Annotated in this window: 28 protein-coding genes and 1 other RNA gene; 12 read left to right on the top strand and 17 right to left on the bottom strand. The window is 72.9% G+C overall.

Going from position 1 to position 25,191, the window contains the following annotated elements:
• The first annotated feature begins 35 nt into the window (after window positions 1-35).
• From M0M48_RS02965 to M0M48_RS02950, 4 genes are all read left to right on the top strand, one after another.
• Window positions 36-470, top strand: coding sequence for a MarR family winged helix-turn-helix transcriptional regulator (locus tag M0M48_RS02965; RefSeq protein WP_257754340.1), 435 nt, complete (start codon window positions 36-38; stop codon window positions 468-470).
• Entirely contained in the window at window positions 467-1,726 is a 1,260-nt protein-coding gene (locus tag M0M48_RS02960; protein WP_257754339.1) for an MFS transporter, read from the top strand. The genes M0M48_RS02965 and M0M48_RS02960 overlap by 4 nt, the downstream gene beginning before the upstream one ends.
• Window positions 1,727-1,807: 81 nt before the next feature.
• Window positions 1,808-2,329 (top strand): SigE family RNA polymerase sigma factor, encoded by a 522-nt coding sequence (locus M0M48_RS02955; protein WP_257754338.1) that lies wholly within the window; start codon window positions 1,808-1,810, stop codon window positions 2,327-2,329.
• Window positions 2,326-3,225 carry a hypothetical protein gene (locus M0M48_RS02950; RefSeq protein ID WP_257754337.1) on the top strand — a complete coding sequence of 300 codons (900 nt, stop codon included), beginning with the start codon at window positions 2,326-2,328 and terminating at the stop codon, window positions 3,223-3,225. Before M0M48_RS02955 ends, M0M48_RS02950 begins: the two co-directional genes overlap by 4 nt.
• Here the strand turns inward: M0M48_RS02950 and M0M48_RS02945 are convergent.
• On the bottom strand, window positions 3,218-3,682 hold the full coding sequence (locus M0M48_RS02945; RefSeq protein ID WP_257754336.1) for a PaaI family thioesterase: 465 nt from the start codon (window positions 3,680-3,682) through the stop codon (window positions 3,218-3,220). The genes M0M48_RS02950 and M0M48_RS02945 overlap by 8 nt on opposite strands.
• 65 nt (window positions 3,683-3,747) lie before the next feature.
• Here M0M48_RS02945 and M0M48_RS02940 point away from each other — a divergent pair, with 65 nt between their 5' ends.
• Window positions 3,748-4,254 carry a winged helix-turn-helix transcriptional regulator gene (locus M0M48_RS02940; RefSeq protein ID WP_257754335.1) on the top strand — a complete coding sequence of 169 codons (507 nt, stop codon included), beginning with the start codon at window positions 3,748-3,750 and terminating at the stop codon, window positions 4,252-4,254.
• A 13-nt stretch (window positions 4,255-4,267) separates the two neighbouring features.
• Here M0M48_RS02940 and M0M48_RS02935 read toward each other — a convergent pair whose 3' ends face one another.
• The 6 genes from M0M48_RS02935 to M0M48_RS02910 form a co-directional block, all read right to left on the bottom strand.
• Window positions 4,268-6,034: a DEAD/DEAH box helicase gene (locus tag M0M48_RS02935; RefSeq protein WP_257754334.1), complete on the bottom strand. Its 1,767-nt coding sequence runs from the start codon at window positions 6,032-6,034 to the stop codon at window positions 4,268-4,270.
• Complete coding sequence (locus M0M48_RS02930; RefSeq protein ID WP_215816655.1) at window positions 6,031-6,291, bottom strand: DUF3039 domain-containing protein; 261 nt, start codon at window positions 6,289-6,291, stop codon at window positions 6,031-6,033. The genes M0M48_RS02935 and M0M48_RS02930 overlap by 4 nt, the downstream gene beginning before the upstream one ends.
• A 28-nt stretch (window positions 6,292-6,319) precedes the next feature.
• Window positions 6,320-7,819: an MFS transporter gene (locus M0M48_RS02925; protein WP_257754333.1), complete on the bottom strand. Its 1,500-nt coding sequence runs from the start codon at window positions 7,817-7,819 to the stop codon at window positions 6,320-6,322.
• Window positions 7,816-8,376 (bottom strand): TetR/AcrR family transcriptional regulator, encoded by a 561-nt coding sequence (locus tag M0M48_RS02920; protein WP_215816409.1) that lies wholly within the window; start codon window positions 8,374-8,376, stop codon window positions 7,816-7,818. Before M0M48_RS02920 ends, M0M48_RS02925 begins: the two co-directional genes overlap by 4 nt.
• Window positions 8,377-8,469: 93 nt before the next feature.
• Complete coding sequence (locus tag M0M48_RS02915) at window positions 8,470-9,030, bottom strand: YqgE/AlgH family protein (RefSeq protein ID WP_215816410.1); 561 nt, start codon at window positions 9,028-9,030, stop codon at window positions 8,470-8,472.
• Between the two features lie 109 nt (window positions 9,031-9,139).
• Entirely contained in the window at window positions 9,140-9,685 is a 546-nt protein-coding gene (locus M0M48_RS02910) for a hypothetical protein (RefSeq protein ID WP_215816411.1), read from the bottom strand.
• A 193-nt stretch (window positions 9,686-9,878) separates the two neighbouring features.
• Between M0M48_RS02910 and M0M48_RS02905 the strand changes: the two genes are divergently transcribed.
• A complete protein-coding gene (locus M0M48_RS02905; RefSeq protein ID WP_257754332.1) occupies window positions 9,879-10,610 on the top strand; it encodes a TetR/AcrR family transcriptional regulator in 732 nt (243 codons plus the stop codon).
• 27 nt (window positions 10,611-10,637) lie between these two features.
• Here the strand turns inward: M0M48_RS02905 and M0M48_RS02900 are convergent, their stop codons facing one another.
• The 5 genes from M0M48_RS02900 to M0M48_RS02880 form a co-directional block, all read right to left on the bottom strand.
• Window positions 10,638-11,669 (bottom strand): DUF3048 domain-containing protein, encoded by a 1,032-nt coding sequence (locus M0M48_RS02900; protein ID WP_257754331.1) that lies wholly within the window; start codon window positions 11,667-11,669, stop codon window positions 10,638-10,640.
• Window positions 11,670-11,766: 97 nt separating this feature from the next.
• A complete protein-coding gene (locus M0M48_RS02895) occupies window positions 11,767-12,537 on the bottom strand; it encodes an SDR family NAD(P)-dependent oxidoreductase (RefSeq protein WP_215812124.1) in 771 nt (256 codons plus the stop codon).
• 82 nt (window positions 12,538-12,619) lie between these two features.
• Window positions 12,620-14,389, bottom strand: a complete 1,770-nt coding sequence (locus tag M0M48_RS02890) for a DUF429 domain-containing protein (protein WP_215816416.1) — start codon at window positions 14,387-14,389, stop codon at window positions 12,620-12,622.
• Window positions 14,386-14,802 carry an HIT family protein gene (locus M0M48_RS02885; RefSeq protein WP_215816417.1) on the bottom strand — a complete coding sequence of 139 codons (417 nt, stop codon included), beginning with the start codon at window positions 14,800-14,802 and terminating at the stop codon, window positions 14,386-14,388. Before M0M48_RS02885 ends, M0M48_RS02890 begins: the two co-directional genes overlap by 4 nt.
• Window positions 14,803-15,088: 286 nt before the next feature.
• Window positions 15,089-16,228: a glycerophosphodiester phosphodiesterase gene (locus M0M48_RS02880; RefSeq protein ID WP_257754330.1), complete on the bottom strand. Its 1,140-nt coding sequence runs from the start codon at window positions 16,226-16,228 to the stop codon at window positions 15,089-15,091.
• Between the two features lie 117 nt (window positions 16,229-16,345).
• Between M0M48_RS02880 and M0M48_RS02875 the strand changes: the two genes are divergently transcribed.
• From M0M48_RS02875 to M0M48_RS02850, 6 genes are all read left to right on the top strand, one after another.
• Window positions 16,346-17,113: a thioesterase family protein gene (locus M0M48_RS02875; RefSeq protein WP_215816419.1), complete on the top strand. Its 768-nt coding sequence runs from the start codon at window positions 16,346-16,348 to the stop codon at window positions 17,111-17,113.
• Between the two features lie 98 nt (window positions 17,114-17,211).
• A complete protein-coding gene (locus M0M48_RS02870) occupies window positions 17,212-18,663 on the top strand; it encodes an amidase (protein WP_257754329.1) in 1,452 nt (483 codons plus the stop codon).
• Window positions 18,630-19,355: a response regulator transcription factor gene (locus tag M0M48_RS02865; protein WP_257754328.1), complete on the top strand. Its 726-nt coding sequence runs from the start codon at window positions 18,630-18,632 to the stop codon at window positions 19,353-19,355. Before M0M48_RS02870 ends, M0M48_RS02865 begins: the two co-directional genes overlap by 34 nt.
• 70 nt (window positions 19,356-19,425) lie before the next feature.
• Window positions 19,426-20,088: an NAD(P)H-binding protein gene (locus tag M0M48_RS02860; protein ID WP_257754327.1), complete on the top strand. Its 663-nt coding sequence runs from the start codon at window positions 19,426-19,428 to the stop codon at window positions 20,086-20,088.
• Window positions 20,088-20,750 carry an alpha/beta hydrolase gene (locus M0M48_RS02855; protein ID WP_257754326.1) on the top strand — a complete coding sequence of 221 codons (663 nt, stop codon included), beginning with the start codon at window positions 20,088-20,090 and terminating at the stop codon, window positions 20,748-20,750. The genes M0M48_RS02860 and M0M48_RS02855 overlap by 1 nt, the downstream gene beginning before the upstream one ends.
• A gap of 7 nt (window positions 20,751-20,757) precedes the next feature.
• Window positions 20,758-21,174 carry a GNAT family N-acetyltransferase gene (locus M0M48_RS02850; protein WP_257754325.1) on the top strand — a complete coding sequence of 139 codons (417 nt, stop codon included), beginning with the start codon at window positions 20,758-20,760 and terminating at the stop codon, window positions 21,172-21,174.
• A 59-nt stretch (window positions 21,175-21,233) separates the two neighbouring features.
• On the opposite strand, the gene M0M48_RS02845 is transcribed toward M0M48_RS02850, so the two are convergent.
• From M0M48_RS02845 to M0M48_RS02825, 5 genes are all read right to left on the bottom strand, one after another.
• Window positions 21,234-21,680, bottom strand: coding sequence for a hypothetical protein (locus tag M0M48_RS02845; protein ID WP_257754324.1), 447 nt, complete (start codon window positions 21,678-21,680; stop codon window positions 21,234-21,236).
• 289 nt (window positions 21,681-21,969) lie between these two features.
• Window positions 21,970-22,340: a transfer-messenger RNA gene (ssrA, locus tag M0M48_RS02840) on the bottom strand.
• A gap of 78 nt (window positions 22,341-22,418) precedes the next feature.
• Window positions 22,419-23,348 carry an amidohydrolase family protein gene (locus tag M0M48_RS02835; RefSeq protein ID WP_257754323.1) on the bottom strand — a complete coding sequence of 310 codons (930 nt, stop codon included), beginning with the start codon at window positions 23,346-23,348 and terminating at the stop codon, window positions 22,419-22,421.
• Window positions 23,341-23,847 carry an SsrA-binding protein SmpB gene (gene smpB / locus M0M48_RS02830; RefSeq protein WP_215816424.1) on the bottom strand — a complete coding sequence of 169 codons (507 nt, stop codon included), beginning with the start codon at window positions 23,845-23,847 and terminating at the stop codon, window positions 23,341-23,343. Before smpB ends, M0M48_RS02835 begins: the two co-directional genes overlap by 8 nt.
• Window positions 23,848-23,891: 44 nt before the next feature.
• Window positions 23,892-25,190, bottom strand: coding sequence for a M23 family metallopeptidase (locus M0M48_RS02825; protein WP_215816425.1), 1,299 nt, complete (start codon window positions 25,188-25,190; stop codon window positions 23,892-23,894).
• Between the last annotated feature and the right edge of the window lies 1 nt (window position 25,191).

Below are 25,191 nucleotides of genomic sequence, written 5' to 3'. Positions count from 1 at the left end.
GACATGCATAGGTTTCCAATGTAAATTGGCTGGACGTGAGCAACCCCGACACCGACGGCCTCAGCAGCGACCTCTCCGTCTACGCCGCCCGCCTGGTCCGCCTGGTCCGGCGCGAGCACGCGCCCAGCGCCGGCTCCCGGGTGCTCTCGATCCTCGACGAGCTCGGCCCGCTCGGGATCACCGCGCTGGCCCAGGTCGACCGCTGCTCCCAGCCGACGATGACCGGCCAGGTCCGCCAGCTCGTCGAGACCGACTGGGTGACCAAGACGCCCCACCCCACCGACGCCCGCAGCAGCCTGGTCGACCTCACCGACGCCGGCCGCGCCGAGCTGCGGCGCATCCGCCGACTCAGCGCCGCACTCGTCACCGAGCGCCTCGCGCGGCGTACCGACCTCTCCCTCGACGACCTCGCGACCGCCGTGGCCGTGCTCCAGGCCGTCGTCGAACCCTCCTCGGAAGGAATCTCGTGACCACCCTCCACGCCGACCCCGACACCACCTCCGGCTCGTTCCTGCGCCAGCCGCGTGCGGTGTGGGCGGTCGCCTTCGCCTGCGTCATCGCCTTCATGGGCATCGGCCTGGTCGACCCGATCCTCAAGGAGATCGCGGCCAGGCTCGAGGCCACGCCCAGCCAGGTGTCGCTGCTCTTCACCAGCTACATGGCCGTGATGGGCGTCGCGATGCTCGTCACCGGCGTCGTCTCCACCCGGATCGGCGCCAAGAAGACCCTGCTCACCGGCCTGGTCCTCATCATCGTCTTCGCCGGGCTGGCCGGCATGTCCGGCTCGGTCGGCGCCGTGATCGGCTTCCGCGCGGGCTGGGGCCTGGGCAACGCGCTCTTCATCGCGACCGCGCTCTCCACGATCGTCAGCGCCTCGAAGGGCTCGCTGGCCCAGGCGATCATCCTGTTCGAGGCCGCGCTCGGCCTCGGCATCGCGTCCGGCCCCCTCGTCGGCGGCCTGCTCGGCGAGCACTCCTGGCGCGGGCCCTTCTTCGGCGTCTCGGTGCTCATGACCATCGCCCTGGTGGCCACCGCGATCTTCCTGCCCGCGACCCCGCCGGCCCCGCGTCGGACGACGCTGGCGGACCCGTTCCGCGCCCTCGCCTACCCCGCGCTGGCCGTCATCGCCGCGGTCGCGGTCTGCTACAACCTGGGCTTCTTCTCGCTCCTGGCGGCCGGCCCGTTCGCGCTGCCCGAGGCCGGGATCATGCAGATCGGCTGGATCTTCTTCGGCTGGGGCATCCTGCTGGCCGTCGCCTCCGTCGCCCTCGCCCCGTGGATCCAGCGCCGGATCGGCACCGTCCCCGCCCTCATCGGCGCCCTGACCCTGTTCGCCGCCGACCTGCTCGTCATGGCCCTCGGCGCCGCGCACGCCGGCGTCGTCACCGTCGGCATCATCGTCGCCGGCGCCTTCCTCGGCGTGATCAACACCCTCGTCACCGAGGCCGTCATGGGCGCCGCTCCCGTCGAGCGCCCGGTCGCCTCCGCGGCGTACTCGTTCGTGCGGTTCACCGGCGGCGCCGTCGGCCCCTACGTCGCCCTCAAGCTCGCCGAGCACCAGGGCTCGGCCGCGCCGTTCTGGTTCGGCGGGATCGCCGTCGCCGTCGGCGTGGTGGTCATGGTCGCCGGAGCGCGCACGGTCCACACCGCCCTGCACGGGGACGCCGCCCCGGCGGCGCACTCGCCCGAGGAGGCGGAGGCCGAGGCGCTCGGCGACCTCGCCTGATCCTGCTTCGCCCCGCCGAGCAACCTCGTGCGCCGCTCGTGGCTCAGACCATGATGAGAACCGACGGCGACAAGGAGACCCATGCTCGGCAGGAACGATCGCGACGGCTTCACCGCGTTCGCGGGCACGGACCAGCAACGCCTGTTCCGCCAGGCCTACCTGCTGTGCGGTGACCGCGCCGCCGCCGAGGACCTGGTCCAGACGACGCTGACCGCCCTGTACGTCGCGTGGCCGCGCGTCGAGGACCCGGCGCCGTACGCCCGGCGCACGATGCTCCGCGAGCACTGGCGCACCGCACGGCGCCGGGACCGCGAGCGGGCCCTGCACCGGCTCGGCGACGGCGCCGGGCCGGACCACGACCCGGCCCGCACGCTGACCGTGGTCGAGGCGCTCGGCACGCTGCCGGCGCGGATGCGCGCCGTGGTCGTGCTCCGCTACTGGGAGGACCTCAGCGTCGAGCAGACCGCAGCCCTGCTCGGCACCAGCACCGGCAACGTGAAGTCCAGCGCCAGCCGGGGACTCGCCAAGCTGCGGGACGCACTCGGCGACAGCTTCGCCGAGCGGGTCGCCGTCGTACCCACCAGCCAGGAGGACGCACCATGAGCCCGACCACCGAGGAGCTCCGCTCCGCGATCGACGAGGAGCTGTCCACGCTCGCCCCGATAACCGATGGCGTGGGCCGCGCCCGCGCCGCCGGGCAACGGCGGGTGCGTCGCCGCCGCACGCTTCGCGTCGCCGCGGTGACGGCGGCCGTCGCCGTCGTGGCCGGGGTCGGGTACGCCGCCGTCGCCCGGGAGCCCTCCGCCGCGCCGGACGCCGCGGCCGATCCCGCTCCCCGGAGCGAGCACCCCGGCGGCGACCCGCGGCGTGCCACTGCCGAGGAGGCCGTCGCGCGAGCGATGGCGAGCCCGCGGATCACGGAGCAGGCCTGGCTCGACGCCTTCGCGGCGACCTGGGACGCTCTGCTGCCGCGTCGCTTCGGCGGGGTCACCCTGACCCGCGAGCCCGGCTCGGCCCCGTTGCTGCGCACGACCGCGGGCACGCCGCGGTTCGACTCCTGGCTGTCCATCGGCGGCTACGAGGGGCCGCGCGCCGACCAGCCCGGCACGAGCGGTTGCGCCGGGTTGCGCCAGGTCGCAGCCGAGGCCGACTTCCGCTGGGACGTCACCGACTGCGTCGACGGCACCATCGCGAGCGAGCTCGACTACCTCGCCGACCGGGAGTACACGGTCGGGGGCGACCAGTCCGACACCCCGGGCCAGGGCAGCCACGGCGCCGGCGTGCTCGTGGTCGGCGACAACTTCTTCCTCGAGTGGGGCCTGCAGGCGGTCGGCCCGGACGCGGAGGTCGGCCTCACCGCCGACGAGATGGCGACGATGGTGGAGGACCCGCTCTTCCTGCGGATGGCCGAGCTCGGCACCCGCTACTTCGCCGAGCGGCCGGACGAGCCGGGCGCCTCGGTCGTCCGCCAGGTCGACCCGACCTGGCCGCTCAGCTGAAGATCATGCAGCTGCTGGACGCGTAGGCGACGAGCTTGCCGCTCCCGTCGTACAGCTTGGCCTCGGCGAGCGCCGTACGGCGGCCGCGCTGGAGCACGGTCCCCACGGCCCGCAGCCGGCCCGAGTCGACAGTGACGGCGCGCAGGAACTTCACGGTCAGGTCGAGCGAGGTGTAGCCCTCGCCCACCGCGAGCGTGGAGTGCACCGCGCACCCGCAGGCGGAGTCGAGCAGCGTGGCGTAGACGCCGCCGTGGACGCTGCCGATGGGGTTGTAGTGGCGCAGCTCGGGGTCGAGCTCGAAGATCGCGGTCCCCCGCTCGGGGACGTCGAAGCCGGCGAAGCCGAGCGTCTCGGCGATCGGAGCCGCGGGGATCAGCCCGTCGCGCATGGCCTGGAGCTGGGCGAGCCCGTCGAGCTCGGCGGGGTTCACCTGGGTCTGGATCACGGACTCAGTCATGGCGCCATCAGATCAGTCCGATGCTGGGTCTGTCAACGAGACCTAGATCGCTCTATGCTGGCCCGATGAGCACCACCGGGACCGAGCCGAGCGCCCCGGCCGCGATGGCGTGGTCGGTCGACAACTGCACCCTCGGCCGGGCGATGGCGATCCTCGGCGAGCGGTGGACCGTGGTCGTGCTGCGCGAGGTCTTCCTCGGCGTACGCCGCTTCGACGACATCCGCCGGCACGCGGGCATCCCCCGCCAGGTGCTCACCAACCGGCTCGCGGCACTGGTGGACCAGGGCATCCTGCGCAAGGTCCCCTACCGCGCCGACGGCGCGCGCACCCGGCACGAGTACCGGCTCACCGCGATGGGCCTCGAGCTCCAGCCCGTCCTGCTCGCGATCAGCCACTGGGGCGACCGGCACCTGGCCGACCCCGGCGGCCCGCCGACGGTCTTCGTGCACCGCGACGAGGAGTGCGCCGAGGAGGTGCACGTCGAGGTCCGCTGCGCGGCCGGCCACCACCTCGCCGACCCGCGCCAGGTCGCGACCCGGCCGGGGCCGGGCGTACGCCCGTTCGAGGGCTGAGCCCCGCCGGGGCCTAGGAGGTCTTGCGGACCGACCACTCCCGGATCCGGTCGATCCGCTTCTGGAGCTGCTCGGCATTGGCGACCGCGGCCGCCGGGCCCCCGCACTCCTTGCGCAGCGCGGCGTGGGTGATGCCGTGCGCCTGGCCGGTCCGGTGGTTCCACGAGCCGACCAGGCCGTTGAGCTCGCGGCGCAGCAGCCCGAGCTGCTCGTGGGTGGTCACCTCGGCGACGGTGTCGGCCGGGCGCTCCTCGGCCGCCGGCCCCGAACGCGTACGACGGCGGTCGGCCTGGCGCTGCTGGAGCAGGGCGCTGACCTGGTCGGGCTCGAGCAGGCCGGGGATGCCGAGGAAGTCCATCTCCTCCTCGGAGCCGACGTGCACCTCGCCCTCGTGGCCGAACTGCGCGCCGTCGTAGAGCGCGTGGTCGAAGCGGGCCTCGGAGCCGAGCGCCTCGAAGGGCCCCAGCTCGAGCTCCTCGGAGGCACCCTCGGCCGCATTGGCCTGGGCCAGCAGGTCGTCCTCGGCGGCGAAGATGTCGCCGTCGTCGCTGACCTTGCGCTTGAGGACGTGGTCGCGCTGGGCCTCGAGCTCGGAGGCGAACGAGAGCAGGTTCGGCACCGACGGCAGGAACACCGAGGCGATCTCGCCGCGCTTGCGCGCGCGCACGAACCGGCCGACGGCCTGGGCGAAGAACAGCGGGGTCGAGGTCGTGGTGGCCCACACGCCGACCGCGAGGCGCGGGACGTCGACGCCCTCGGAGACCATCCGGACCGCGACCATCCAGCGCGAGTCGGCCTCGCTGAACGCGGAGATCTTCTTCGACGACGCCTTCTCGTCGGAGAGCACGACGGTCGCCGACTCGCCGCTGATCGACTTGAGCAGCTTGGCGTAGGCGCGGGCGCTGTCCTGGTCGGAGGCGATCACCAGGCCGCCCGCGTCGGGGATGTGCCGGCGTACCTCGGAGAGCCGCTTGTCGGCCGCCTCGAGCACCGAGGGCATCCACGAGCCCTGGGGGTCGAGCGCGGTGCGCAGCGCCTGGGAGGTCATGTCCTTGGTGAGCGGCTCGCCCAGCGACGCGGCGACCTCGTCGCCCGCGCGGGTGCGCCAGCTCATCTGGCCGGAGTAGGCCAGGAAGAGCACCGGCCGGACCACGTGGTCGGCCAGCGCCTCGGCGTAGCCGTAGGTGTAGTCGGCGACCGACGTCGGGAAGCCGCCCTCGCCGGGGGCGTAGCTGACGAACGGGATCGGGTTGATGTCGGAGCGGAACGGCGTACCGGTCAGCGCCAGGCGGCGCGCGGCCGGCTCGAAGGCCTCGCGCACGCCCTCGCCCCAGTTGAGCGAGTCGCCCGCGTGGTGGATCTCGTCGAGGATGACCAGGGTGCGGAACCGCTCGGTGCGGATCCGCAGCGCCAGCGGGTTGACCCCGACACCTGCGTAGGTGACCGCGACGCCGACGTAGTCGCTGGAGATCTTGCCCGAGCCGGCCGAGTAGGTCGGGTCGATCGGGATGCCCGCCCGCGCCGCCGCCTCGGCCCACTGCATCTTGAGGTGCTCGGTGGGCGCGACGATGATCAGCCGGTCGACGACGCGGCGCCCCAGCAGCTCGGCGGCCACGGTGAGCGCGAACGTCGTCTTGCCCGCGCCGGGGGTCGCCACGGCGAGGAAGTCACGCGGGTTGCGCGAGAGGTAGTCGTCGAGAGCGGCAGACTGCCAGGCACGCAGCGACGGCGCCGTGCCCCAGGCTGCCCGCTCCGGCCAAGCCGGACCGAGCGAGCTCATTCGTCGGAACCGGACCCGTCGTCGCCGTGCGGGATGCTCTCCCAGATCTCCTTGCAATCCGGGCACACCGGGAACTTCTCCGGCGCCCGGCTCGGCACCCAGACCTTGCCGCAGAGCGCGACCACGGGCGTGCCCATGACCATGGCCTCGGTCAGCTTGTCCTTGTCGACGTAGTGAGAGAAACGCTCGTGGTCGCCCTCGTCGGTCGGGACGGTACGGCGGTCCTCGCGGACATCCGTTTCTGTCGAGAAGCCGATCGTGGTCACGCCCGCAGTCTAATGGCCGTCAGTGCCCTCCGGAGACATCGACGTCCTTCGGGAGCTGGCGCCAGACCAGGAACGCGATCACCAGGGTGACCACGCCGCCGACCAGACCCACCGCCCCGAAGGCGTCGGTGTACGACGCCAGGGCCGCCGGCTCGACCGCGGTGCCGAGCGCGCCGGTGAGCGACTCCTGCGCCTCGTGGCCCGCCCCGGACGGGAGCCCCTGGCGGTAGACGAGACCCGCGATGCTGCCGAGCACGGCGATGCCGAGCACGCCGCCGACCTCGTAGGACATCTCCTCGACCGCGGCGGCCGAACCGGCCTGGTGGGCCGGCGCGGCGCCCATGATGAGCGCGGAGGCCAGACCGAGGGCGGCCGAGCCGAAGCCGACGAGGAGCAGCGCCACGGCGACGCCGGCGTACGGCATCGGGCGGGGCAGCAGCCACAGCGTGAGCAGGCCGCCGGCGAGCACCACCAGGCCGGCCACGATCACGGTGCGGGCACCGATCCGGGCGGCGAGCGCCGGGGCAAGCGGCGGGCCGACCAGGCCGCCGAGCGCCATCGGGAGCAGCGCGACGCCCGCGACGAGCGGGGTCCAGCCCTGGACCAGCTGCAGCCACTGCGAGCCGACGAACAGCAGCGCCATGGTGACGGTGCTGCTCACCAGCGCGGTCACCACGCCGGCCCGGAAGACCGGGTTGGCGAAGAGCCGGACGGCGAGCATCGGCTGGTCCTGGCCCAGGCAGCGCCGCACGAAGGTGGCGAGCAGCGCGGCGCCGGCCACGAGGACGAGGATCGTCACGGCGTCCACGTCGCCCTTGCCGAGGTGCTTGATGCCGTAGACCGCACCGACCATGCCGCCGACCGAGAGCAGGACGCCGATCGCGTCGACCCGGCCGGGCCGCTCGGAGCGGCTCTCGGGGAGCAGCAGGAGGCCGGCGACGAACGCCACGACCATGAGCGGCACGTTGACCAGGAAGGCCGCGTGCCAGCTGAACGCGCTCAGCAGCGCGCCGCCGACGATCGGGCCGACCGCGCCGCCGACGGCGGCGGTGGCCGCCCACAGGCCGAGCGCGAAGGCCCGCTCACGGGCGTCGGGGAAGAGCGCGCGGATCAGCGACAGCGTGGCCGGCATGATCATCGCGCCGCCGATGCCGAGCACGGCGCGCACGACGATGACGTCGCCCGGGCTCTGCGCGACGAGCGCGCCGAGCGAGGCGAGGGCGAAGATCACGAAGCCGGTGAGCAGCATCCGGCGCCGGCCCCAGCGGTCGGCCACGGCCGCGAGCGGCACGAGCAGGCCGGCCAGGACCAGCGAGTAGACGTCGACGATCCACAGCTGGGCGAGCCCGCCCGCGTGGAGGTCCTCGGTCAGGTCGGGCAGCGCGACGTTGAGGACGGTCATGTCCATCACGACGACGAGCAGGCTCGCGGCGAGGACGGCCAGGCCGCCCCACCGCAGGCGGCTCTGGCGCTCGGTGAGCGTCGCGGCCGTGGCGTCGGCCGGGATCGGCGGGGTCATCGCGCCGCACCTCCCTCGAGGAACGTGGACCGGACGAGCGCCTCGGCGTCGCGCCGGGCGATGTCGCCGCTGACGAGTGCGTCGCGCACGGCGATGAGCAGGCCGTAGACGGAGTGCCCCAGCCAGCGCGCGGGGACGTCGGCGCGCAGCACGCCGGCGGCCTGCGCGGCGGCGTAGAGGGTGACCTCCTGGGCGAACAGCGTGTCGGCCCGCTCGCGCAGGTCCGGCGCGTTGAGCACCGTGGTGTCGGTCAGGGCGATGCCGATCTCGTCGGCATCGACCACGAAGCGGTCGAGGAGGTCCTCCAGGCAGGCCCGGATCCGGTCCGGGTCTCCCCCGGCGACGACCTCGGCCAGGCCGGCCTCGCGCTGGCTCTCCTCCCAGCGGTCGAGCGAGCGGAGCCCGATCTCGTGCAGCAGGTCCTCACGGCTGGCGAAGTGCCGGTGCACGGTCGCGCGCCCGACCCCGGCCGCGGTGGCGATCTGGGCCATCGACGCGGTCGGGTCGGTCGTGAGCAGGCGCTGGGCGGCGACCAGCACCGTGTCGCGGGTGGACATGGTTCCTCCTGAGGTTGAGACACAAGAGTCTCACGTGAGACATCAATGTCTCAACTTCTTGGCATGCGACGTCCGTCACCGGCGCCGGCCCGCTCAGTTGAGCTCGGGGTCGGCCGGCCGGGTCGCGTGCAGCGCGAGGTCGCCGGGCTGGCGGCGCAGCACCCGGCGGCGCAGGTCGCGGGTGTCGCCGAGGAAGACGTCGTCGGCGAGGCCGGGGACGACGTACCAGCTGCCCTCGGCGATCTCGGCCTGGAGCTGACCGGCGCCCCAGCCGGCGTACCCGGCGAAGATGCGGAGCCGGTCGACCGTGCCCTCGACGAGCTCGCGCGGGGTGTCGAGGTCGAGCAGGCCGATCCGCTCCCACAGCGGCTGGAAGCCGGCCGCCTGCTCCCCGCCCGGCACAGCCAGGGCGACGGCGAGCGCGCCGTCGGTCGCGACGGGTCCGCCCTGGAAGAGCACCTCAGGCTCCTCGACGACGTCACCCCAGTCGCCCAGCACCTCGGAGACGGGCAGCGCGGTCGGCCGGTTGAGGACGACGCCGAGCGCGCCGTCGTCGTTCACGTCGAGCAGCAGCACGACGGTGTCGGCGAAGTTCGGGTCGAGCAGCTCGGGCGCGGCGAGCAGCAGCTGCCCGGCGGCGAGGTCACTCGACATGGCTCCATCATCCCCCAGCGACCGGGGGCGCGAAGCAGGCGACCCCGGACCCGCGCGAGCGATGGGAGGGAGCTCGCGTCGGGCCCGGGGCCGCACTCTAGGGAGGATGTCAGGCGGCGACGACCGCGCGCAGCCGCTCGAGCAGCGACCCGCGCACCTCGGGCTCGGCGTACGCCGCGTCGGGCGTGATCATCGGGGTGCCCCGGTGCAGCAGGCGGGCCCGCTCCTCGATCTCGCCGCCGATCCGGTCGGACGCCTCGTCGCCGAGGCTGGTCCGGCCGGCCATGACGGCGAGCAGGTGGTGCTCCTTGAACCGTGCGGCGGCCATGGCCGTGGCCATCGCCGCGTCGACGGGCTGGGCGCGGTAGTGGTCGATGATCATCCGCACGCCGGGCAGCTCGTGGGCGGTGTTGCTCCACGCGATGGCGACGGCCTCGTCGAGGTCCATCGGCTGGTGCGCGAGCATCCGCTCGATCTGGCCGGAGAGGCGGGTGTGCCACTTCAGCGTGAGGGCGGCGAGCAGGTCGAGCTCGTCGCGGAAGCCCACGGAGACGCCGTCGACGTCCATGGGCAGCAGGCCGTCCCGACGGACGGCCGAGGTCGCGATGACGGAGCGGAGGGTCTCGCCCCGGCTGTGAAAGGCCTTCCAGGTCATGGTCAGCTCCTTGCTTCTCGTGCGGCGGCTCCGGAACTCGGGGTATCCGACATACCGCTGGTACGTACTACGAGTATGGCGCAGACCAGGGGTATGCCAAACGGCACGACACCGTGATCCCGCCCACCCCGGTCGTGACCGTCGCCCGTGACCGGTGTCACTCGCGACGCGGCGCCACACCTATGCTGGCCCGGTGGCGAAGGCATCGGTCTCGAAACTCGTCCCCAAGGTCCCCGGGGTGCCGGGGGCGTCGCGCCGTGCGGCGTACTCGGCCTCGACCAAGCGGGCCCTGGTCGACGTCGCCGAGGGCCTCTTCGCCGAGAAGGGCTACGCCGCGACCTCCCTCGACGCCATCGTCTCCGGCGCGCGGGTGACCAAGGGCGCGCTCTACCACCACTTCTCGGGCAAGCAGGCGCTCTTCGAGTCGGTCTTCGAGCGGGTCGAGCAGGAGTCGTCCAAGCGGATCCAGAAGGCGCTGCGCGCCGAGAAGGACCCCTGGCTCAAGGCGCTGCGCGGCCTGCGCTCGTTCCTCGACGTCGTCCAGGAGTCGCGCTACCGGCGCATCGTGATCCAGGACGGTCCGGCGGTGCTCGGCTACGAGCGCTACCGCGAGCAGGAGGAGCGCTCGACGTTCGCCAATATCGTCGAGATCGTCCGCGCCACGCTCGACGCCGGCTCGTGGCAGCTCGACGAGGAGATGCTGCAGACCTTCTCCCGGATCTTCTTCGGCGCGATGTCCTCGGCCGGTGAGTCCGTCGCCACCGCGACCGACCCCGAGGCCGCGGCCCGCCGGGTCGAGCACGCGATCGGCTTCCTGCTCGCCGGCGTGCAGAGCCTGGTCGAGCAGGGCATCGAGATGCCCAGCGCCTTCGAGGAGTCCGCTGACGCGGACGCCGAGAACGACGACGCCGCCGAGCCCGAGTAGGGCCCGGCGGCGTCAGCCGTCAGCAGGTCACTTGCCGAACGTGACCGATCCGTTGTTGGCGTCGACCGGGACGAGCTCGATCCAGACCTTGCCGGCCGGGACCTTGAGCGGCGTACCGTCGGCGGCGGCGAGCGTCACCGCGGAGGCGAGCTTGTCCTTGGCCCAGGTGCCCTCGACGACCTGGCCGTTGTGGAAGAGCTGGGCCTTGCCCTTGCCCACGAAGTGGCTCTCCGGCACGAAGTTGCCGGCCGGGTCGGTGTAGCCCGCGTCGGTGATCTTGACCCGGATCACCAGGACGGTGTCGGGCTGGAAGCGGTCGCCCTGGGCGGCGTTGGAGTTGCTGTTGACGTACTTGCCGCCCTGGAACTGCCAGCTCGTGGTGTGGCTGCCGAAGTCGGCCTGGATCGTGCCGGCCGGCTGACCGTTGGTGAAGTCGGCCTCGGTGCCCCACGGCAGATAGTCGGCCGGACGCTCGGCCTTGCCGTCCTCGGCCGCCTTGGCGACCTTCTTGAGGTCGGTGAACAGGTTGTACGGCGCGCGGCGGCTGTTGTCGCGGTAGAAGCCGGGGCCGCCCTCCTGGAAGAACTTGATCTTGGCGCCCTGGACCCGGCTGATCGTCTGGCCGGCCGCACCGCTGGTCGCGATCACGCCCTTGGCCGGGGAGACGATGCCGATGTCGCTGGCCCGCATCGAGCGGACCGGGCCGATGTTGGCCGGCAGCTGGGAGTAGTAGAACGCCGCGAGGCGGGTGATCCCGCCCTCGACCAGCTCCTCGACGACGAGGTCGGCCTTGCTCAGGCCGATCTGCGGCGAGCTGGCGGTGGAGTTGTCGATCTTGGTGACCACGACCGGGTGGTCGAGCTCGACCGACTGGCCCTCCTTGGCCTCCAGGCCGGTCAGCGGCCAGGTGGCCGGCTCCTCCGGCACGGGGGCGACCGACGACTTGTCCGCCTCGGGCTTCTTGCTGTCGTCTCCCCCGCAGCCGGCGAGCACGAGGCTCAGCGCGACGAGGGTGGCGGGCACGGCGGTACGGGCGGTACGGAGGGTGGAAAGGCGCACCCGGCAAGTGTTCCTCACCCGCGGCCGGGACGACGGAGCCGCCCCCGCGTGTCGCGGGAGCGGCTCCTCAGGCGTTGCCTTGCGGGGTGCGCGCGGCTCAGGTGCCGAGCGAGATGCCGCCGTCGACATAGACGGTCTGGCCGGTGATGTAGGACGCCTCGTCACTGGACAAGAACGTCACCGCCGCCGCGATGTCCTCAGGATGACCCACCCGGCGCACCGGGTTCGCCTCCGCGTTGAGCCGCCGGAACTCCTCGACGTCCATCTTCAGACGAGCCGCGGTGGCATCGGTCATCTCGGTCGCGATGAAACCGGGCGCGACCGCGTTGACGTTGATCCCGAACGGGCCCAGCTCGATACCCAGGGTCCGGGTGAATCCCTGGATCCCCATCTTCGCGGCCGAGTAGTTGGCCTGGCCACGGTTGCCCAGCGCCGAGATCGAGGAGATGTTCACGACCTTGCCGTACTTCTGCTCCACGAAGTGCTTCTGAGCGGCCTTGGTCATCAAGAACGCACCCTTCAGGTGCACCCCCATCACCAGGTCCCAGTCGTCCTCGGTCATCTTGAACAACAGGTTGTCGCGGGTGATCCCGGCGTTGTTGACCAGCACGTGGATCCCACCCAGCTCGGCCACCACCCGCTCGACAGCAGCCTCGACCGACGCACCGTCGGCGACGTTCGCACCGATCCCCACGGCCTTCGCGCCCCCGACCAGCGGCAGCCTCGCCGCCGCCTCGGCCGCAGCGGCCTCGTCGAGGTCCACGATCGCGACCGAGGCACCCTCCTCCGCATAGCGCGTGGCGGTACCGAACCCGATCCCCCGCGCGGCACCGGTGATGACGGCGACCCGCCCGTCGAAACGACCCATCTGCTTACCTCAGCTCTTTCGGCTCGGTCCAAGTTCGATCGGTCGCAGCCTACGGCGTCCATCCGCAGCGCTAAGCGCGTGCTCAGTCCTCGTCGCGCATCTTGGCCAGCCGGGCCCGCAGCGCGGGAGCGCGGTGCTCGTTGCCGCGCAGCTCGACGTACCGGTCGCCGTGGACCCACAGCAGCGCGTCGTCGAGCCGCCGTACGGCGCCCGGCGGGTAGCGGTAGTCCATCCGCTCGCGCAGGGCGTCGTCGTCGACCGAGCGCAGGGTCGCGCCGAGGGCGCCGAGCGAGGTGATGCCGAGCTCGAGCAGGAGGGCCGAGATCCAGCCGTAGTGCTCGGTGCGCGACCAGCCGGCGTCGGCGTACTGGCCGGCGAGGTAGGCGGCGAGCTCGCGCGGGCTGATCCGCGGGTCGTCCTCGCCGGCCTCGGCCGCCACCACCGGCTCGGCCGGGGCGTCGCGCAGGAGGTCGCGGATCGTCGAGAACTCACGGTCGGCGAGCTCGAGGAGCCCCGCCGCCAGGGTGAAGCGGCGGTCGAGCTCGTGGGCGTGCTCGGGCGGCACGGCGCCCTTGTAGCGGACGTCGTGCTCGAACTCGGCCCACGCGTGCTGCAGCACGGTGCGGATCTGGAGCGCCGCGCGGTGTCCCTGGAGCAGCCCGCCCTCGCCCTCGCGGGTGGGGTCGAGACCGACGAGCAAGTGCCGGCTGGCGTAGCCGAAGCGGCCCTCGCTGGCGGTCTCCTGGCCCAGGTCCCGGTCGTCGTGGACGACGACCTGGTCGTCGAGCAGGTCGACGACGGCCTGGACGTCGCTGTGGACGTAGGTGATCACGCGCACGCCGATCTGGTCGGTGATCTCGTGCAGCGGGTCGGCGAACATCGGCAGGCCGTCGACGGTCTTGGCGGCCTTGAGCGCGAACGAGGAGACCGACTTGGTGCGCCCGGTGACGGTCAGGTAGTTGATGCCCGCCTCGTCGAGGATCGAGGTCACCAGCCGGACGAAGCCGTCGGTCACGGCGAGCAGGCCGGGCTGCATCTCGGCGTAGCGGCGGACCGCGGAGCCCACGTCGAGCGGCGCCTCCGAGCCGCGCCGCGGTCGCGGGGTCGGCTCGAGGTCGTCGGGCAGCGTGGGCGTGATGATGTAGCCGGTCGCCAGGTCGCCGTAGGTCGTGGTGCGCTCGGGACGACGCTCGGCGAACAGCCCGATGTAGGCGCACACCACCGCGTCGACCTGGTCCTCGACGACGCGCAGCTCGCTCTTGCGCTCGGCGGTCTCGGCCGCGGTGCGCAGCCCCTGCCAGGCCGCGAGCCCGGTGACGTGCAGCGGGAGCTCGGCGTGCTCGAGCCCCTCGACCAGGCCGAGCAGGACGAGCAGCTGGGCGCGCAGCTGCTCCAGGTCGCGGCCGGGCTTGTCCTTGTACTTCAGGGTGCGGCCGAGCCGGAAGAGCGCGACGGTCGCCGGATGGGGGTAGACCTCGATCGCCCGCCGCGGGCGCCGCGAGCGCGGGTTGATGTCGAGCCCGAGCCGGGCCGCCACCCGCGCGGCGCGGGGCTGGTCGCGGAACTCCGGCTGGCCGGTGTTGGACGGGTGGGCGCCGGCGTCGAAGCGCGCGAAGTCCTTGTTGAGCGCGGCCTCCGCGGGCCGGTTCCCGGTGGCGTTCGGCACCACGATGGGCGCGTCGATCGCGACCAGGCAGTCCCCCTCGACGTACGGCGCCAGGGCGGCGACGATCTCGTCGTCGGTGCGCACCGCGGCGACCGCGACCAGGGTGCCCTCGGTGTCGAGCACCGCGAGGCCGCTCGGCCGGCGCTCGCCCCAGGCCAGGTCGATGCCGACGAAGTGGGTGCTCACGAGGCCTCCAGCGCGGTGCGCAGGCGGGCGGCGTAGTCCGCGGACTCGCCGGCGGCGTACTTCGTGCGGGGCCAGAAGAAGCCGCGCAGGCCGTCGCCCTTGGTCCGCGGCACCACGTGCAGGTGCAGGTGCGGCACGGACTGGCTCACGACGTTGTTCATCGCCACGAAGCTGCCCTGGGCGCCCAGGCCCGCGACGACGGCCGTGGCGAGGCGCTGCGCGGCCGCGAGGAAGCCGTCGCGCTGGGCGGCCGGCAGGTCCGGCAGGGTCGGGACGTGCTCGCGCGGGACGAGCAGGACGTGTCCCTTGAACACCGGTCGCCGGTCGAGGAAGGCGAGCAGATCGGGCTCGTCGAGGACGACATCCGCCTCCGCCCCACCCGCGATGATCGTGCAGAAGACGCAGTCGGCCATGGCCAGAGCGTACGGGTGACGGGGCCGGCCCCGACGCTGTCGGAACCGGCCCCGTCCAGGAAACCCAGCGGGCGTCCGGATCGTGCTCTCCGGAGCGGGAGCGAGCCCGCCCCGGAGGGCCGTCGGGAACGCCGATCCGGCGAGCCGGCCGGGAACCCCCGTTTGGCGGCCGAGGCCGCCGGTAATCCCCCCTAAGAGATCACCATTCAAGAATGCCCATCTGCAGATGAGGGGTCAAGGCAGACCGGGGAAGCGTGCGCGAATCGTCGATTGACGGGGCGACGACTCACCCGGCGAGCGGGCGCCGCTCCCCCACCCAGGCGTCCCGGGTGTCGACCGCGATGTCGGGCTGGTCGGAGAACAGCGCGTCGACGCCCGCATCGAGGAACCGGCGGATCTCCCCCGCCAGGTCGCCGGGGGCGGTCGGGTCGGTGCCGATCCGGTGGTTGGCCGGCAGGAACTGGTTCTCCCGGCGCATCGTCCAGGTGACCACCTTGAGCCCGGCCCGGTGCGCGTCGCGGACCAGCGGGCTCGGCGTGCCGATGGCGCCGGTGCTGTCGGGCGGCAGGATCAGGTTCTTGGCCGGCGCCACCCAGTCGGCGTACGTCGCGATGTCGGCCAGGCCCGCGGGGGTCACCAGCGCAAGCGGCCCGGAGGCGTCGACGAGCTGGGCCAGCGGCACCCGCGTCATCCGGTCGAGCCGGCGCAGGTTGCCGGTCTCGAAGGACTGGATGACGACCTTCGCGTTCGGGCGGTCCAGGCCGCTGCGGCGCAGGGTGCGCACGAGCGGCTCCTCGAGCGCGAGCCCGATCGAGGCGAAGTACGTCGGGTGCTTGGTCTCCGGCGCGATCCCGATCGCGCGCCCAGACCGGCCGGACGCGCGCTTGACCAGGCGAATCACCTCGTCGAGCGTGGGGATCTCGAAGCGGCCGTCGTAGCGGGTGTTGCCCGGGCGCACCTGCGGCAGCCGCTCCTTGGCGCGCAGGGTCTTGAGCTCGGCGAGGGTGAAGTCCTCGGTGAACCAGCCGGTGACCCGGACGCCGTCGATCACCTTGGTGGTCCGGCGCCCGGCGAACTCGGCGTGCGCGGCGACGTCGGTGGTGCCGCTGATCTCGTTCTCGTGGCGGGCGACGAGGACGCCGTCCTTGGTGGAGACCAGGTCGGGCTCGACGTAGTCGGCGCCCTGGGCGATGGCGAGCCGGTACGCCGCGAGCGTGTGCTCGGGGCGGTAGCCGGAGGCGCCCCGGTGGGCGATCACGAGCGGCTCGGCGGTCGGGTGCCGGTCGGGGCGGCCGGGCCGGTCGGGCCGGTCCCGGTCCGCGTGGGCCGGGACGGCCGCCGTACCGAGCGCGAGCGCGGCGACGGCGGCGGTGGCGGTGGCGGCCAGGAGGGCGCGCCCGAGCAGGGGGTGGTTCCGAGAGGTCATGCCCGCAGCCGATCAGCCCCAGGTGGCGTCCGGCCGAGGCGCAGGTGAAGCCGGGTCGACCGGCTCCCCTCCGATAGGGGGTACGCCGCGTCCCCGGCCGCGCGGGACAATGGAGTGATGGCCTACTGGCAGCGCACCGCCCCGCACACCTTCACCCCCACCGAGCACGTCGGCGGCGCCTGGGACCTCGCGACCCAGCACATCGCGCCGGCGCTCGGCGTCCTGGCCCACGAGATCGAGCGCGACCGCGACGCACGGCGCTCCGACGGCCTCGTGGTCAGCCGGCTCTCCTACGACATCCTCGGCACCGTCCCGATCGAGGCGATCGAGGTCGAGGTCGAGGTGCTGCGCCCGGGCCGCACGATCGAGCTGGTCCAGGCGACCGCCCGCCACGGCGGCCGCGCGGTCGTCGTCCTGCGGGCGTGGCTGGTGGAGCCCTACGACACCTCCCCGCTCGCCGGCACCGACCTGCCCTCGATCCCCGGCCCCGACGAGCTGCAGCCGTGGGACATGGCGGGGCTGTGGGCCGGCGGGTTCATCGCCTCGATCGAGGTCCGCCGCAAGGAGCTCGGCCCCGGCCGCTCGATGGTCTGGGTGCGCACCGCCCACCCGCTCGTCGCCGACGAGCCGGTCAGCCGGCTCGCCGCGGTCGCCGGGCTGGTCGACGTCACCAACGGCATCGCGGTCCGCACCGACCCGGCCAAGGTGGCCTTCCCCAACCTCGACCTCACCGCGCACTTCCTGCGCACCCCCGCCGAGGGCTGGCTCGGGCTCGACACCACCCAGTCCTACGGCCCCGGCGGGATCGGGGTCACCAGCTCGAAGATGCACGACGAGACCGGCCCCCTCGGCACGATCGCGCAGACGCTGACGGTGCGCCCCTAGCGCCGGGCACTCCCGGGCCGAAGTCGGTCATCTGCCCGATCCGCTCGCTCCTCCCGCCGCCCTACGGTGCGCGGAACCCACCGAGCAGAGGAGCCGAGATGACCGACCTGACGCCCACCCCCACCGACGAGATCGGGTGGCTGAGCGCGACCGAGATCGCCGCGGCGGTCCGCAGCCGGCGGCTGCGCGTCGCCGACATCGCGGAGGCGATGATCGAGCGCGTGGAGCGGATCAACCCCGCCGTCAACGCGCTGGTGTGGTTCGACCCGGAGCAGGTACGCCGGGACGCGGCGGCCCTCGACGCGGCCCAGGACGCGGGCGCGGCGACCGGCCCGCTGCACGGCGTACCGTTCACGATCAAGGACCTCACCGCGGTCGCCGGCGTCCCGCTGACCTTCGGCATGAAGCCCCTGCGCGACAACATCGCCGACCACGACGCAGTGATCGTCGAGCGGCTGACCGCCGCGGGCGGGCTGTTCCTCGGCAAGACCAACACCCCGGAGTCGGGCTACAAGGGCGCGACCGACAACCACCTGTTCGGCGCGACCCACAACCCGTGGCGTCCCGGGCACACCGCCGGCGGCTCGTCGGGCGGCGCCGGTGCGGCCGTCGCGGCCGGCCTCGGGCCGCTCGCGGAGGCCAGCGACGGCGGCGGCTCGGTCCGCATCCCGGCCTCGCTGTGCGGCGTCGTCGGGGTGAAGCCCTCGACCGGCCGGATCCCCCAGACGATCCTCCCGGGACGCTTCTACTCCTGGGCCTACCACGGCCCGATCACGCGCACCGTCGCCGACGCCGCGCTCATGCTCGACGTGGTCAGCGGACCCGACCCGCGCGACCCGCTGAGCCTTCCGGACCGGGTCGACTTCACCGCCGCCATCGCGGACCGCGACCTCACCGGCGTCCGCGTCGCGTGGTCGAGCGACCTCGGCCTCGGCATCGCCGTGGACCCCGAGATCGAGAAGCTCTGCCGCACCGCGGTCGAGGCGCTCGCCGCCGCGGGCGCGATCGTCGAGGAGGCCACCCCCGACTGGGGCGGCGCCGACCCGCAGACGGCCATGTGGAACGGGATCTGGGTGCCGGGCTTCGCCTCCGAGCACGACCTGCTCGACTGGGCCTCGCTGCGCGGCGAGGTCGACGACGAGCTGATCGAGCTCATCGCCGAGGGCGAGCGGCTGACCGGCGTCGACATCGGCCGTGCGGACGCCGCCCGCGGCGTCATGTGGGACGCCTTCGCCCGCTTCCTCGGGCGCTACGACGTCCTCGTCTCCCCGACGGTGGCGACCCCGGCGTTCCCCCACGGCCAGTTCGCGCCCGACCACCTCGCCGGGCGCCCGCTGCGCGAGCAGCTGCTCGGCTGGTTCCTGACCTACCCCTTCAACCTGCTGACCACCCCGGCGATGTCGGTGCCCGCCGGGTTCACCCCCGACGGCTGCCCGGTCGGGCTCCAGCTCGCCACCGGGCTGCACCAGGACGCGCTGCTGCTGCGCGCGGCCGCCGTACTGGAGGAGCGGGCGCCGTGGGCGCAGCACTGTCCGCCCGCCTGCCGCTGACCGATACTGGTGCGGTGACCTCAGCCGTGCCGGTCGACGCCTACCCGTCGACGTCGCGCCGCGCCCGCCAGCTCCTCGAGCTGGCGAGCGCGGCCGTGCCGTTCACCGCGTGGGTGCTGGGCTACCGCGACGCGCACACCGGACGGATGCGCCCCCTCGTCCAGACCGGCTACCGGCCCGAGGTGGTCGACTTCATCTTCGGCGACTTCGCCGCCCACCCCCTCGTCCGGCGGCTGCTGACCCAGCCCGGCAAGGCGTACTTCTGGGAGGACATCACCGGCTTCGCCGAGGACACCGTCGCCCGCGAGGTGCTCCGCCCGTGCGGCTTCGCCGAGGGCACCTCGATGGCACTGCGCGGCACCGACGGCCAGGCCGTCGGGATCGCCCACCTCAGCCTCCCCGAGCCCTACGTCCCGCCCAACGCCCGCGCCGTCCTCACCAGCCTCGCCCAGGCCCTCACCGACCTCGCCGCCACGACCGCCCACGCCTCCGCCCTCGGCCTCACCCCGCGCGAGCGCGAGATCCTCGCCCTCCTCGCCCGCGGCCGCACCAACCCCCAGATCGGCGCCGAGCTCGTGCTCTCCCGCAGCACCGTCGGCACCCACGTCGAGCACATCCTGACCAAGATGGGCGTCACCACCCGGGTCGAGGCCGTCGCCGTCGCGATCGGGCTGGGCCTGGTCGACGCCTAGGGCGTGGCCGCCGCCGAGCGGCGCTGCCGGGCGGCGCGGACCGGGTGGGCGCCCGGCGTACGGTGGGGGCATGCGTATCGCCGTCGTCGGAGGAAGCGGTCAGATCGCCCGCCTGCTGCACCCCCTGCTCGTCGCCGCCGGGCACCAACCGGTCGCCCTGGTCCGCAGCGAGTCCCAGCGCACCGCCCTCGAGGCCCTCGGCGCCGAGGTCCGCCTGCTCGACATCGAGAACAGCGACGTCGCCGGCTTCGCCACCGCCTTCGCCGGCTGCGCCGCCGTCGTCTTCAGCGCCGGCGGCGGCCCCGACGGCAATATCGACCGCAAGCGCACCGTCGACCTCGAAGGCTCCCTCAAGTCCTCCGCCGCCGCCCAGAGCCTCGGCATCCAACGCTTCGTCCAGGTCTCCGCCATCGACGTCGACCACCCCGTCTCCCCCGACGCCCCCGCCGTCTGGGCCGCCTACGTCGCCGCCAAGCGCGACGCCGACACCGCCCTGCGCGACAGCCCCCTCGACTGGACCATCCTCCGCCCCGGCCGCCTCACCGACGACCCACCCACCGGCCGGGTGGCGCTGGGGCCGGCCGTCGCGCGCGGGGACGTCACCCGGGCCGATGTCGCGGCGGCGGTCGCCGCGGTGGTCGGGGACGCTCGTACGGTCGGGCGGCAGTGGAACCTGGTCGGTGGGGACGTGCCGGTCGCCGAGGCGGTCAGCGCGGCGATCGCCGCCGGCTGATGCCCGCACCGCGGGCCGTCTGGCACCCCGCGGCCCCGCCGCGCGACGGCGAGGCATCCGTCGTCCTCCTCGGGCACGGCGGACGCAGCCACAAGACCGGCGAGCGCAATGCGCGCATCGCCCCGCTGCTCGTCCGCCACGGTCTGACCGTCGTCGCCCTCGATGGCCCCTTCCACGGCGACCGGGCTCCCGTGGCCGGCGCCGACTACCAGGAGCTGATGGTCGCCGAGGGCGTCGACGTGGTTCTGGACCGGTGCGGGGATGAGTGGCTGGCCGTGATCGCAGAGCTCCAGCCTGCGCGGGTCGGCTACCTCGGGATGTCGATGGGCGCCCGGATCGGCCTGCACCTCGCCGCCCGCATGGGCCGGGACCTCGACGCCGCTGTGCTCGGCAAGATCGGCACCCGCCACAGCGGCCTCCTCCACCCCGGCCTCGACATCCCCGATCTCACGCTCGCCGCGGCGCGAGCGGTCCAGGCCCCCACCCTCTTCCACGCCGAGCGCCAGGACGAGATCTTCCCGTTCGCCGGACAGCTCGCCCTCTACGACGCTCTCGGCTCGGCGGACACGACCCTCCGGGCCCGCGACGGCCGGCACGGCACCTACAGACCTGACGACGAGTCGGCGTGGGTGGCCTTCCTGGCCGCCCGGCTGACGACATGATCGGCCGATGCCCCACCACCTGAGCATCGGCAAAGCCGATCCCATCCTCGACCAGCAGCTCTCCGACCACCTCGACGCCCACAACGCGGCCGCCGTACCGGGGCCCGGGGCGGTCGAGCTGACCGTGCGCTGCACCGACGACGGCGTCCTGCTCGGCGGCGTCACCGGTTGGACCTGGCAGGAGGCGGCGGGCATCGCCATGACCTGGGTGCGCGAGGACCAGCGGGGCACCGGGCTCGGCGCGCGGCTGCTCGCGGCGTTCGAGGAGGCCGCGGCGGAGCGGGGCGCACGACGGGTGTTCGTCACGTCGTTCACGTTCCAGGCGCCGGGGTTCTACGTACGCCAGGGGTACGACGAGATCATGCGCTGGGACGGCGTACCGGTCGCGGGTGAGGCGGACGTGCACTTCCGGAAGGACCTCTGATCCAGCGAGCCGCGCTGCGCGACCGGAAGCCACCGACCAGGTCAGTCTCGACCATCCGCCTAGCAGGGGTCCTTGACCGCGAACCCGATGTCGGTCTGCCAGCGGTGCTCCTCACCAGCAACGGTGTAGGTGAACCGGATCCCCGACGCCTCGGGGAAGCGACTGGTCGCGGCGACATGGAGCACGAGGTTGTAGCGCACGCCGGGGTCGGCCGAAGCACCAGGGACGGCGACCCGCTGGTCCCAAACGACCTCGGACGCGGCCAAGGCCTCGCGGGTCGGCGGGAATCGGCTGTGGTCCCCGAGCGCCGCGCTCGTCGCAACCAGCCACGCCTCCTCGATCGCGAGGTCCTTCGCACCCACGAGCTCGACCCGGCCGATCTCGGCCGGGTCCGAACCGGTGTTGGTGACGATGTTGAACCCCAGCGTGAAGTCACGGGGTCCTCCGGGACGCGCCTGCAAACAGACCGTGCCGCTATCGGGACTGGACGCGATCGGCCCGCCCACCTTGGGTGCGTGGTCTGCCGAGGAGCTTCCGGAGCACGCAGCGAGAAGTGCGAGGGAGCCGACGATCAGGGCGCCCTCGCGTGCTGCTCGGCTAGGAAGGGCGGTTCGTACGGGCAAGGAGAGTCCTCGGGGTCGCGCCCGGGTCACCATGGGTTCCACAGATCCAGCCGGCCTGCTTGTCGACGAAACGTGATCTTCGCACGGGTGGTGCCGCCGGTCCGACCAGACAGGTCGATAGCCCTGGCAAAAAAGCAAGAAGCCCCAGCCCGAAGGCTGAGGCTTCCGCCATCAGTGGAGCTGCGGGGAATCGAACCCCGGTCCTCGAGCGCCGAGCCAGGTCTTCTCCGGGTGCAGTCAGTGGTGTCGTTTTACTCGGCCCCGGCGCTCGCACTGACACGTCGCCGACAGGCCCAGCCGGGTTTGAGTCCCGCGTCACCCTCCCGGCGAGAGTGACGCAGCAAGTCTCCTAGATGACGTCTGGGTCCGGGACGGAGACGGATGCCCGGTCAGACGCTTCGATCACTGCTCAGGCAGCGAGAGCGAAGGAACTGCGCTTAGCGTTGGCAGTTATTGGTTTCCAGCGATCGTTTACGAGATGACGCTGGCTTCTCGACCCGCTTCCCCTGGGACAAACGTCCCAAGTCGAAACCGATCAGCCCCTCTTGAGTTGTCAACCGACCACGCGTCGCCGCGCCGTCGGGTCCAGTCTAGCGACCCGTACGGCGAGGGCGGCACTGGTTATCCCTCAGCGGCCGGGACCGGCTCCCCCACCAGCCGTACGGCGTTGTGCCAGCACACGTCGCGCAGCCAGTCGTCGCCCAGGTCGAGGTCGGCGAGCCAGCCGAGCTGCTCGGCGTAGCCGAACGGCAGCGTCGGGAAGTCCGAGCCGTAGACCACCTTGTGCTGCAGGTCGCCCAGGCGGGGGACGAGGTCGCGTCCGAGCTCGCCGCGTCCGCCGTGGGGGTCGGTGAAGAAGGGGGCGAGGGCCATGGAGGTGTCGAGGTGGACGCCGTCGTACTGCTCGGCGAGGGCGATGAAGTCGGCGGTCTCCGGGGCGCCCAGGTGGGCGATGAGCACCTGGAGGTGCGGGAAGCGGCGCAGCAGACGGGTCATCGCCTCCGGCCCCGTGTACGGCGTCCCGACGGGCCCCGAGCCGACGTGCGCGACGACGGGCGTCCCACTGTCGGCGAGGACCTCCCAGACCCCGTCGAGCAGGGGGTCGTCGACGTGGAAGCCGCCGACCTGGGAGTGGAGCTTGAACAGCGCGACGCCGTCGCGCACCAACCCCTCCACGTACGACGGCGCCTCGGGCTCCGGGTAGAAGGTCGCCGTCCACAGCACCTCGGGCACCTCGGCGGCGAACGTGCGGCTCCAGTCGTTGAGGAAGCCGGCCACGCCGGGCTTGTGCGCGTAGGGCAGGGTCGGGAAGCGGCGCACGCCGAAGGCGCGCAGCAGGGCGAGGCGCTCGTCGGCGCCGAAGCGGTAGCGGATGGGCCACTCGCGCCCGATCAGCTCTCCCCCGTTGTCGAACTCGCGCCACACCGCGCGCTCGATGGGCGGCGGCAGGAAGTGCACGTGCAGGTCCATCAGGCCCGGCAGCCCGAGCCGCCCCCAGAACGCGCGGACCTCGGCGACCTCCGCGATGTCGGCGACCTCGGCCTCAGTCACGCATGCCCTTGAGCCGGCGGCCGATGGCCTCTTCCTTCTCGCGGTCCGCGGTGCGCTCGGCGATCGCCTGGCGCTTGTCCCAGGACTTCTTGCCCTTGGCCAGGCCGATCTCGATCTTGGCGCGGCCCTTGACGAAGTAGAGCGCCAGCGGGACCACGGTGTGCCCCTTCTCGCTGACCTTGCGCTCGATCTTGTCGATCTCGAGGCGGTGCAGCAGGAGCTTGCGCTTGCGGCGCGCGGCGTGGTTGGTCCAGGTGCCCTGGGCGTACTCGGGGATGTGCACCCCGTGCAGCCAGGCCTCGCCGCCGTCGATGTCGACGAAGCCGTCGACGAGGCTGGCCCGGCCCATCCGCAGCGACTTCACCTCGGTGCCCTGGAGCACGAGGCCGGCCTCGAAGGTGTCCTCGATGTGGTAGTCGTGGCGCGCCTTCTTGTTGGACGCGACGAGCGTGCGCCCGCTCGCGTCCTCCTTCTTCGTCGCACCCGACTTCTTGGCCATACCGACGATTCTCTCAGGAGCCCGCAACCGGTTTGGCGGCAGTCCTAGAGGTACTGCATCGGGTTCACGGCCTCGCCGTTGCGCAGCACCGTGAAGTGCAGGTGGCAGCCGGTGGACCAGCCCGTGGTGCCGGAGTAGCCGACGACCTGGCCGCGCTTGACCCGGGCGCCCTGGCTGACGGCGTAGCGGCTCAGGTGGTTGTAGACGAGCGTGATGTTGGCGCCGTTGACCTTGCCGATGGCGAGGTAGAGGCGGTTGCCGTAGACCTCGTCGTAGTACTCGCTGATCACGGTGCCGGACTCGCCGGCCCACAGGGCGGCGCCGCAGCCGGTGCCGAAGTCGGTGCCGTTGTGCAGGCCGTAGTAGCCGTAGATCGGGTGGATCCGCCAGCCGAAGGGCGAGGTCACGGGGCCGGGGCCGGGCTTGGCGAGGAGGCCGCCGGTGTCGCCGTTGTAGGAGCCGCCCTGCTTCTTCGACAGCTCCAGGATGCGGGCGCGGATGCGGGCCTCGCGCTTCTCGAGGCGGCGCAGGGCCGCCTGGTCCTCGGCCCGGGCGCGGACGACGGCCGCGCGGGCGCTCTCGGTGCTCGTGACCAGGGCGGAGACCTCGGCCTCGGTGGCCGCGGCGCGGTCGACGAGGCGCTGGACGGTGAGCACGTTGTCGTCGGCGGCCTTCTTGGCGGTGGCGACCTCGTCGCGCGCCGAGCGGACCGCGTCGCGCTGCTCCTGCATCGCGTCCTCGGCCTCCTCGAGCTTGACCAGGGCCTGGTTCTGCCGCCCCGTCACCACCTCGTACGCCGTCTGGCCGGTGAGGACGTCCTCGATGGTGCCGCTGGTGAGGTAGGACTCCATGAGCGCGATCCGGGCGTCGTCACCGGTGGCCATCGACACGACGGCGCGGCGGCTCTCCCCCCGCTGGACGACGACATCGGCGCGGGCCTGGACGAGCGCCTCCTTGGCGACCACGAGCTTCTGCTCGGCGTCGGCGAGCTTGGTGGCCAGCGTCGCCGCGGCCGCCTGCGCCTTGCCGAGGTCGCTGCGGACCGAGGCGAGCTTGGTGCGTGCGGTGCTCAGCTGCGCCTTGGCGGTCTCGAGCCGGCCGGCGATCCGGGCGACCTTCTGGCTGGCCTCGTGGATGTCTCCCTTGACGCTGGAGATCTCGCCGCGCACCTTGTCCTGCTGGTGCTTGAGGTCGTTGCGGTCGTCGGCGTTGGCCAGCGGCATCGCCAGACCGATGACGGCAGCCAGGGTCGCGCCGATGACGACGAGCCATTGCGGGTGAGCCCATCCCGGCAGCCGATCGAAGGCACGGCGGAGCCAGGGGGCGCTGGGGAAGAAGCGCACG

Origin of the sequence: Pimelobacter simplex, assembly GCF_024662235.1 — a bacterium.
Lineage (GTDB): Bacteria > Actinomycetota > Actinomycetes > Propionibacteriales > Nocardioidaceae > Nocardioides.
The sequence above is the reverse complement of the archived record's forward strand: the minus strand, read 5'-3'. Positions and strand labels throughout refer to the sequence as shown.

Excerpts from the sequence above, each read along its gene's own strand:
- M0M48_RS02955 (WP_257754338.1), top strand. The coding sequence starts at position 1,808 with ATGCTCGGCAGGAACGATCGCGACGGCTTCACCGCGTTCGCGGGCACG.
- M0M48_RS02950 (WP_257754337.1), top strand. The coding sequence starts at position 2,326 with ATGAGCCCGACCACCGAGGAGCTCCGCTCCGCGATCGACGAGGAGCTG.
- M0M48_RS02945 (WP_257754336.1), bottom strand. The coding sequence starts at position 3,682 with ATGACTGAGTCCGTGATCCAGACCCAGGTGAACCCCGCCGAGCTCGAC.
- M0M48_RS02940 (WP_257754335.1), top strand. The coding sequence starts at position 3,748 with ATGAGCACCACCGGGACCGAGCCGAGCGCCCCGGCCGCGATGGCGTGG.
- M0M48_RS02935 (WP_257754334.1), bottom strand. The coding sequence starts at position 6,034 with ATGAGCTCGCTCGGTCCGGCTTGGCCGGAGCGGGCAGCCTGGGGCACG.
- M0M48_RS02925 (WP_257754333.1), bottom strand. The coding sequence starts at position 7,819 with ATGACCCCGCCGATCCCGGCCGACGCCACGGCCGCGACGCTCACCGAG.
- M0M48_RS02920 (WP_215816409.1), bottom strand. The coding sequence starts at position 8,376 with ATGTCCACCCGCGACACGGTGCTGGTCGCCGCCCAGCGCCTGCTCACG.
- M0M48_RS02915 (WP_215816410.1), bottom strand. The coding sequence starts at position 9,030 with ATGTCGAGTGACCTCGCCGCCGGGCAGCTGCTGCTCGCCGCGCCCGAG.
- M0M48_RS02910 (WP_215816411.1), bottom strand. The coding sequence starts at position 9,685 with ATGACCTGGAAGGCCTTTCACAGCCGGGGCGAGACCCTCCGCTCCGTC.
- M0M48_RS02895 (WP_215812124.1), bottom strand. The coding sequence starts at position 12,537 with ATGGGTCGTTTCGACGGGCGGGTCGCCGTCATCACCGGTGCCGCGCGG.
- M0M48_RS02885 (WP_215816417.1), bottom strand. The coding sequence starts at position 14,802 with ATGGCCGACTGCGTCTTCTGCACGATCATCGCGGGTGGGGCGGAGGCG.
- M0M48_RS02880 (WP_257754330.1), bottom strand. The coding sequence starts at position 16,228 with ATGACCTCTCGGAACCACCCCCTGCTCGGGCGCGCCCTCCTGGCCGCC.
- M0M48_RS02875 (WP_215816419.1), top strand. The coding sequence starts at position 16,346 with ATGGCCTACTGGCAGCGCACCGCCCCGCACACCTTCACCCCCACCGAG.
- M0M48_RS02870 (WP_257754329.1), top strand. The coding sequence starts at position 17,212 with ATGACCGACCTGACGCCCACCCCCACCGACGAGATCGGGTGGCTGAGC.
- M0M48_RS02860 (WP_257754327.1), top strand. The coding sequence starts at position 19,426 with ATGCGTATCGCCGTCGTCGGAGGAAGCGGTCAGATCGCCCGCCTGCTG.
- M0M48_RS02855 (WP_257754326.1), top strand. The coding sequence starts at position 20,088 with ATGCCCGCACCGCGGGCCGTCTGGCACCCCGCGGCCCCGCCGCGCGAC.
- M0M48_RS02850 (WP_257754325.1), top strand. The coding sequence starts at position 20,758 with ATGCCCCACCACCTGAGCATCGGCAAAGCCGATCCCATCCTCGACCAG.
- smpB (WP_215816424.1), bottom strand. The coding sequence starts at position 23,847 with ATGGCCAAGAAGTCGGGTGCGACGAAGAAGGAGGACGCGAGCGGGCGC.